Raw genomic sequence first — 8,547 nt, 5'->3', positions numbered from 1 at the left:
GAACGTCCAAGCCAGCACAACACTCTCGAATAGCGTCCAAGTATCTCATCCTTTCCAAGCAGGGCACAGCCGCCTGACCCAGGGAAATTTGATGGATGTGCTCGTGGCAACAATCATTTGTGCTCAAGGCGGCTGTGGCTAGTTTAAGCCTCGGGGTCGATCCCCCATAAAAAACACAACCTTCCTGTCCTGCTTGGTTTCATATTCGCTTATGGACGCCAAAAAGTAAATCGCTTTGGAGGACATTTTCATAATCATGTTGTGCCCCGCCAGGGGCATGGGGGTTTAAGCACGGCAACGTCCGCTTGCAGTTTGTGTACATTGATCGTTAGTCTTTATCATAGTAGGGTGCGGCGAGCACCTACCAGGAACTGAATCTGGACTTGTCTGACGGCGAGTGGAAGACGAAAGAAGCGGTGATGAACAAGGAAAGCGTGAAAACATTGCATTGGATGCTGGTGTTTTTGCCGGACGAATACAGGGATGCTAGACTTAAACCCCCATGCCCCTGGCGGGCACAATATGACCAATGAAAATCGCTGGATGTGCTATTTTCTCATCAAAAGTGGACACCAAGAATCGAGAATGCGACAATAAACCTAGCAAAGTCGAGGTGTCCAAAGATGAGTCAGAAATACGACAAAGAATTTAAAATCCAAACGGTGAAAATGATCCAGGAACAGGGGAAACCTGTGGCGCAGGTCGCTCGGGAATTGGGCGTGTCCGACAATACCCTGTACCGCTGGATCAGTGAATTCAAACAAGATCCGACCAATGCGTTTCGCGGCAGCGGTAACCTGAAAATCGAAGAAAAAACCTTTCTGGAAATGCAGAAACGAATCCGCCAACTCGAGATGGAGAACGAGATTTTAAAAAAGGCGATGCACATCTTCGCAAAAGACCGGAACTGATCTTTGCGTTTATTCACAAACACCGCGCAGAGAACTGGAACAACAGATTAGCCATATCTTTGTGGACTCGCGTCGCTTGTACGGCAGCCCGAAGATCGCTCAAGTCTTGCGCCAGCAAGGTGTTCGGGTATCCGAGAAAACGGTCGCCCGCATCATCAAGGAGTTGGGGCTCAAGTCGCGCACGGTCAAGAAATACAAGGCGACGACGAACTCGAAACACAATCTGCCGGTGCATGACAATGTGCTGAACCAACAATTCACGGCACAAGCCAATCAAATCTGGATGGCGGATATCACATACGTTCCGACAGACGAGGGATGGCTTTATGTCGCGAGTGTGATGGACTTGTATACGCGTAAAATCGTAGGCTGGCACGCCGACGAGCGAATGACCAAGGAATTGGTCCTGCAAGCTTTGGATCGGGCTTACAACCGTCAACGACCGAAAGGCGAAGTCCTACATCATTCTGATCGGGGAAGCCAATACGCTTCTCATGAGTACCAAAAACGGCTCTTGAAATACGGGATGAAATGCAGCATGAGCCGCAAAGGAAACTGCTATGACAACGCCTGCATCGAATCGTTCCACAGCGTGCTCAAAAAGGAACTCGTCTATCTGGAGAAGTTCAGAACCCGCAAGGAAGCCCAAAGTCGGATTTTTGAATACATCGAGTTCTTCTACAATCGCAAACGCGTTCATTCTGCAATCGGGTATCTTACACCCGTTGAATACGAACAAATGTACGATCAAGCCGCATAATTTTCTCGATTCTGGCTGTCCAATCTATTGACAGAGATCCAAGCAAGCTGTTGACATCCATTTTGTTCGTTTTGCTGCTGGTGATTGCCACCTTGCCGCTGTTTGCGATGGTATGGTCGTACGGCAGGGTATCGCCGTGGCAACTGTTTGCCACCTTTGGTCTGTTGGTGCTGATAGTTTGGTTTGGTTCCGCTGTTGATCCTGGTGTTCGTCGGGATCAGCATCTATCTGCTGTATCCGGTCCGGCCGAAACCGGTCTTTTGGAAGCGCCGGCAAGCGGAAAAACGAGTGCGGTGAGGGCTTCCGCCCTCTTTTTTTGTCGGGCTGATCATGTAAGGTTTTCCGCCGGTATGATATAATAGGTTCGAAAAAATAGACAGAAACGGCAGGAGGGGGCTCCGTGTCAGAGTTGCAGGAAAAACTGGAGGCGTGGACCGAAAAGGTTGAGAAAGCGATTTCAAAAGTGCCGGAACGGCAGGAACGGTTCGTCACTTCCAGCGACATTGAAGTGAACCGTCTCTATACGCCGAAAAACGGGGACGAACAGGAATACCTGGAGAAACTGGGGTTCCCCGGCGAATATCCGTATACCCGCGGCATCCAGCCGACGATGTACCGGGGCCGTTACTGGACGATGCGCCAGTACGCAGGTTTCGGTTCGGCGGAAGAAACGAACGAACGGTTCCGCTATTTGCTGGAACAGGGGCAGACCGGACTGTCGACCGCGTTCGATCTGCCGACGCAGATCGGCTATGACGCGGACGATCCGATGGCCCGCGGCGAGGTGGGAAAAGTCGGCGTTTCGATTTCCTCGCTGGCCGATATGGAGACGCTGTTCAAAGGGATTCCGCTGGACAAGGTCAGCACTTCCATGACGATCAACGCGCCCGCTTCCGTCCTGCTCGCGATGTATATCGCCGTCGGCGAAAAGCAGGGCGTGTCGCCCGACCGGTTGAGCGGCACCATCCAGAACGACATTCTGAAAGAATATGTGGCGCGGGGGACGTACATTTTTCCGCCGAAGCCTTCGATGCGGCTGATCACCAATATATTTGAATACTGCGCGGAAAAAGTGCCCAACTGGAACACGATTTCGATTTCCGGCTACCACATCCGGGAGGCGGGTTCCACCGCCGTGCAGGAAGTGGCGTTCACGCTGTCCAACGCGATCGCCTATGTGCAGGCGGCCATCGACGCCGGACTGCCGGTTGACAAGTTCGCGCCGCGGCTGTCGTTTTTCTTCAACGCCCACAACAATTTCTTCGAAGAGATCGCCAAATTCCGTGCGGCAAGGCGGATCTGGGCGAAGATCATGCGCTACCGGTTCAAGGCGGAAAATCCGAAATCCTGGCAGCTCCGCTTCCACACGCAAACGGGCGGATCGACGCTGACGGCGCAGCAGCCCGACAACAATATCGTGCGGGTGACGATCCAGGCGCTGGCTGCCGTCCTCGGCGGAACGCAAAGTTTGCACACCAATTCGCGCGATGAGGCGTTGGCGCTGCCGACCGAGGAATCGGCGAGAATCGCGCTGCGCACGCAACAGATTATCGCGTACGAAAGCGGTGTGGCGGATACGGTGGATCCGCTTGGCGGATCTTATTACATCGAAGCGTTGACGGATGAGATCGAAGCGCGCGTTTGGGAGTACATCGAGAAAATTGACGATCTGGGCGGGGCCGTGACAGCGATCGAGCAGGGCTACATGCAACGGGAAATCCAGCAGGCGGCGTACCAGACGCAGAAGGCGATCGAATCCGGCGAGCAGATTGTGGTCGGTGTCAACAAGTTTAAACTGGATCACGAGCCGCAGCCGGAACTGCTGCGGGTAAATCCGGAACTGGGGCGGATTCAGGCGGAGCGGCTGGCAAAACTGCGTTCCGAACGAAACAACGAAGAGGTGCAGAAACGGTTGCAGTCGCTGAAGCAAGCGGCGGAAGGACAGGACAATCTGATGCCTTATATTTTGGATGCGGTCCGGGTGTACGCGACGACCGGGGAGATTTGCAATGTGTTGCGATCTGTCTTTGGCGAATATCGGCCTGCGTTGTTCTGATCGGCTGTTTTGGGCTGCCTAACCGACTGAACGCTCGTTCAATCAGCCTCGCGTAGGGCTTGGTTTTCGATACGGATACCGGTTTGCGGAAAAAGGGGAGAATGAGATGGAACATAAAATTCGCGTATTGGTGGCAAAGCCCGGTCTGGACTGCCATGACCGCGGCGCCCTGGTGATTGCGCAGGGGCTGCGCGACGCCGGGATGGAAGTGATCTACACCGGCTTGCGGCAGACCCCGGAACAAATCGTGGCGGCGGCGATCCAGGAAGACGTCGATTGCATCGGCCTTTCTTCTCTGTCGGGCGCCCACATGGAATTGTTCCCGGAGGTCGTGCGTCTGTTGAAAGAGCAGGGGGCGGATGACATTTTGGTGATCGGCGGCGGTGTGATCCCGGCGGAAGATATTCCGAAGCTGCAGGAGGCCGGGGTGGCCGCGATTTTCACGCCGGGAACGCCGATTTCGGAGACGGTCGATTTTATCAGGGCGCATGTGAAGCGGGGGAGTGTGTCATGACCGCTCCGCTGAAAATCGACCATCTGGGCATCGCAGTCGAGAGCATTGAACAGGCGTTGCCTTTGTACCAAGGACCGATCGGTCTGCAGGTGATTCATGAAGAAGTGATCGAAGACCAAAAGGTGCGGGCGGTGTTCCTGCAAGTCGGAGAAAGCACGGTCGAGCTGTTGGAGCCGACCGCTCCGGACAGTCCGATCGCTGTCTTTTTGCAGAAAAAAGGGCCGGGTATCCACCACGTGGCGTATGCGGTACCCGACATCGAAGCGAAGCTGGCGGAAGCGAAGGCGGCCGGCATCCGGCTGATCGACGAACAGCCGCGGCCGGGCGGCCACGGCAAGCTGATCGCGTTTCTGCACCCGAAAGATACGTTTGGCGTGTTGATCGAGTATTGCCAACGGATTGAATGACCGGTTTGAAAAAATGAGATGGTTCCACCGGCGTGTCGGGCGCTGCCGATCGATCGGCCACGTCGGCGGAGGAGTTGGGAGGTTGTGTGCGAGTGGAGAGCAAAATCAGGGAGATGGAAGAACGCCGCCGCAGGGTGGAACTGGGCGGCGGCGACAAACGGATCGCCCAGCAGCACGACAAGGGCAAGCTGACGGCCCGCGAACGCCTGGAGATCCTGCTGGATGAGGGAACGTTTCGCGAGCTGAATCCGTTCGTCGAGCACCGCTCATCCCTGTTTGGCATGAACGAAGTCGAGGCGCCGGGTGAAGGGGTGGTCACCGGCTGGGGCAAAATCAACGGCCGGGTGGTCTATGTGTTCGCCCAGGACTTTACCGTTTTTGGCGGCGCGCTGGGCGAGATGCACGCGAAGAAGATCACGACGATCATGGATCTGGCGGCGAAAAACGGCGCCCCGATCATCGGCCTGAACGATTCGGGCGGCGCCCGGATTCAGGAAGGCGTGATTTCGCTCGACGGGTACGGGCATATTTTTTACCGGAACGCGATCTATTCCGGCGTGGTGCCGCAAATCTCCGTAATCATGGGGCCGTGCGCGGGCGGCGCCGTGTATTCGCCGGCGATCACCGATTTTATCTTTATGGTGGAGAACACGTCGCAAATGTTTATCACCGGTCCGAAGGTGATCGAGACGGTAACGGGCGAAAAAATTACGTCGGAGAACCTGGGCGGGGCGCGAGTGCATTCCAGCGTGTCAGGCGTGGCCCATTTTACCGGTCGGTCGGAAGAGGAAGTGCTGAACGAGGTGCGGCGTCTGCTGTCGTTCCTGCCGGAAAACAACATGGAGGATCCGCCGCAGGTGGCAGCGCCCGACGATGACGGGTGGATCGAGGAACTGATGGATGTGGTTCCGGTGGACAGTACGAAGGTGTATGATGTACGGGATGTGATCCGGCTGGTTGTGGATCACGGCGATTTCATGGAGGTACAGGCCGCTTTTGCGAAAAATGCGGTGATCGGGTTCGCCCGCATCGACGGACAGGCGGTCGGGATTGTGGCCAATCAGCCGAAATTTATGGCGGGCGGCCTCGATATCGATTCGTCCGACAAAATCGCCCGGTTCATCCGCTTCTGTGATTCATTTAACATCCCGCTGATCACGTTTGAGGATGTGACCGGCTTTATCCCCGGCGTCAAACAGGAACACGGCGGGATTATCCGGCATGGGGCGAAAATTCTGTATGCCTACTCGGAAGCGACTGTGCCGAAGATTACGGTGATTCTGCGCAAGGCGTACGGAGGCGCGTACGTGGCGATGAACTCGAAGGCGATCGGCGCCGATCTCGTCTATTCCTGGCCGACCGGCGAAGTGGCGGTGATGGGGCCGGAGGGCGCGGCCAACATCATTTTTGCCAAAGAGATCGCGGAAAGTCCCGATCCGGCCGCGACTAGGGCGGCAAAGATCGCCGAATACAAGGAAAAATTTGCTAACCCATACGTGGCGGCCGCAGCCGGTATGGTCGACGACGTGATCGATCCGCGTGAAACGAGGCGCAAGCTGAAAGAGGCGTTACATATCCTGCGCAACAAGCGGGAGACGAGACCGCCGAAAAAGCACGGCAATATCCCGCTTTGATGGGGAGGGGCAACGATGGCAGTTCGCGAACAGGATGTGAAGCAACAGGACAAGCAGCAAACGGCGGTGGACGAGGCGATTCCCGAAGATTGGTTTTGGCGCCCGTTGAAACGTTATGAGACCACGTTTGTACAGTCGGGCAGGGAGCGTTCTGCTTGGCGCGAGTCGGGGCGCAGGTTGCAGATTGCGACCCGTGTAACTTCCCAGCTCGACAGCCAACAGGCGCGTTTGGCCTACCTGTACGATCGGGAAGGCGACCGGGGAAGTTCCTATCGGGATGCCGTCAAACAGAACAGGGGGCGAACGACATGGTAACCGTCAATCGCGATCGATTGATTCAAGAATTTATGGAACTGGTGCAAATCGACAGCCATTCGCGGGAAGAGCGGCAGATGGCGGATGCATTGATTGCCAAGCTGAAACCGTACGGATGCGAAGTTTACGAAGACGACACAGGGGAAAAAGTGGGCGGCAATGCGGGCAACCTGATTTTTCGAGTAAAAGGCGATGCCGACAAGCCCACCATTCTGTTTACCTGCCATATGGACACCGTGCAACCGGGCAAGGGAATCAAGCCGCAAGTTCATGAAGACCGGATCACATCGGATGGCTCCACCGTTTTGGGGGCGGACGACAAGGCGGGCGTGGCGGCGATCCTGGAAATGGTGCGCGTTCTGAAGGAACAGCAGCTGCCGCACGGCAATCTGGTACTGTTGTTCACGATCGGAGAAGAGATCGGGTTGTTGGGGTCGCGCCATTTGAACGGGGAGTTGCTGAAAGACGTGGATTACGGATTCGCGTTTGACAGCAACGGACCGATCGGCAAAATTGTCACCCAGGGTCCTTCGCAAGCCAAACTGGAAGTGGTCATCCATGGCAAAACGGCGCATGCGGGGGTCAATCCGGAAGCGGGGATTTCGGCCATCAAGCTGGCCAGCATGGCGATCTCGCGGATGAAGCTCGGCCGCATCGACGCAGAGACAACCGCCAATATCGGGATGATCAATGGCGGGGTTGCCACCAACATCGTGCCGGAACGGGTGGAAATCGTGGCGGAAGCCCGCAGCCTCGTCCCGAGCAAGCTGGACGCGCAGCTGGAACATATGAAAACGACGTTTGAGCAGGTTGCGGCAGAGAACGGGGGACGGGCGGAAGTAAAGATCACCCGGATGTATCCCGCGTTCCGCTTCGGCGACGACGATCAAGTCGTGCAGATCGCCAAGCGGGCGGCTCAAGCGATCGGGGTGGAACCTTCCACCATGTCGTCCGGCGGCGGCAGCGATGCAAACAACCTGAACGGTCTTGGTGTACCGACAATCAATATCGCCATCGGATACGAAAAAATCCATACGGTGGACGAGTTCATCCGGCTGGACGATCTGGAACAGGCGGCCCGCTTTATGGTCGCCATCACGCAGCAAGTGTAGGGGACATTGAGATAGATTTGTGCATGAGTCGGGATTTGGGTGCTTGTTATGCCTGGATCCCGTTTTTTGATCCTTCTGCGTTCAATTCGGCTCCCATCTTTGTTGCTCACCCAGGATCGACTCACTTCTGTGCATTTCGAAAAAACTTCTAGTTACAGACAAAATTCGGCACAAAAGTTGTTCGGTTTTCACTATAATCTTTCAGAAATGGAGGTATTAATTATGAGTGAATTGCAGATGAAAGAATTGCAACTGCCCAATTTAAGTGTCGACCAGTGTTAGGGCATACCCTGCTTGGTTTTGTTAATGCTGCTTCAGTTCTCATCCTCGCCGTATTTATTTTGACATTAGGAGAACTGATTTACGTACCGGTTAAACAATCGACTTTGGCTGAAATCGCAAAAGAAAACTTACGAAGTTCCTACATGGCTCTTAATGGAATGGTATTTCAAGGCGCCAGGATTTTGGGAGCTTTGGGAATTACAGTGGGAGCGAGCCTTTCACCCGGGGCTATGTCCAGTCTTTACTTATTGATGGGGTTATTTGGATTATTTTTGTTTTATCTTGTTACCGCTCACGCTATTTGGCGGCGAGTGAGCGGTTTTTTGTCATGTTCAATGTCGGAGGATTCTTCGGATGATTGTCGTATCATGATCCGTATCGTAACGACAATATAGTAGCTCGGAATTAGAGAGATGAATCCGAGTCTGGACAAGGGGTGAATGGGTCAAAAATTGTCTATTTTGTTAACCTTGGAAAGCCATTTTCAAAAAATGGGCATGCCAAATAACCCGACAATATCGGGTTTTTAAAAAATATGGAAAAGGCCTGTGACTAT

7 protein-coding genes and 1 pseudogene are annotated in these 8,547 nt (G+C 54.6%); all 8 read left to right on the top strand.

Features of this window, described 5'->3' with window-relative positions; genetic code table 11:
• Positions 1–623: 623 nt before the first annotated feature.
• Positions 624–1,671 (top strand): annotated as a pseudogene (locus tag C230_RS19075) (IS3 family transposase).
• Positions 1,672–2,071: 400 nt separating this feature from the next.
• Complete coding sequence (locus C230_RS0101500; protein ID WP_018130311.1) at positions 2,072–3,727, top strand: acyl-CoA mutase large subunit family protein; 1,656 nt, start codon at positions 2,072–2,074, stop codon at positions 3,725–3,727.
• Between the two features lie 106 nt (positions 3,728–3,833).
• The gene (locus C230_RS0101495) at positions 3,834–4,241 is read left to right on the top strand and encodes a cobalamin B12-binding domain-containing protein (protein ID WP_018130310.1); all 408 of its coding nucleotides are present in this window, start codon (positions 3,834–3,836) and stop codon (positions 4,239–4,241) included.
• The gene (mce, locus tag C230_RS0101490; RefSeq protein ID WP_018130309.1) at positions 4,238–4,648 is read left to right on the top strand and encodes a methylmalonyl-CoA epimerase; all 411 of its coding nucleotides are present in this window, start codon (positions 4,238–4,240) and stop codon (positions 4,646–4,648) included. Before C230_RS0101495 ends, mce begins: the two co-directional genes overlap by 4 nt.
• Positions 4,649–4,761: 113 nt before the next feature.
• Positions 4,762–6,282: an acyl-CoA carboxylase subunit beta gene (locus C230_RS0101485; protein ID WP_040392588.1), complete on the top strand. Its 1,521-nt coding sequence runs from the start codon at positions 4,762–4,764 to the stop codon at positions 6,280–6,282.
• Between the two features lie 15 nt (positions 6,283–6,297).
• Positions 6,298–6,597, top strand: a complete 300-nt coding sequence (locus tag C230_RS0101480) for a hypothetical protein (protein WP_018130307.1) — start codon at positions 6,298–6,300, stop codon at positions 6,595–6,597.
• Complete coding sequence (locus tag C230_RS0101475) at positions 6,591–7,709, top strand: M20/M25/M40 family metallo-hydrolase (RefSeq protein WP_018130306.1); 1,119 nt, start codon at positions 6,591–6,593, stop codon at positions 7,707–7,709. Before C230_RS0101480 ends, C230_RS0101475 begins: the two co-directional genes overlap by 7 nt.
• Before the next feature lie 275 nt (positions 7,710–7,984).
• Positions 7,985–8,386, top strand: coding sequence for a hypothetical protein (locus C230_RS22220; RefSeq protein ID WP_156807304.1), 402 nt, complete (start codon positions 7,985–7,987; stop codon positions 8,384–8,386).
• Positions 8,387–8,547 lie beyond the last annotated feature (161 nt).

The organism is Effusibacillus pohliae DSM 22757 (assembly GCF_000376225.1).
GTDB lineage: Bacteria > Bacillota > Bacilli > Tumebacillales > Effusibacillaceae > Effusibacillus > Effusibacillus pohliae.
Note: the sequence above shows the minus strand (reverse complement) of the source record. Positions and strands in the feature narration are given on the sequence as shown.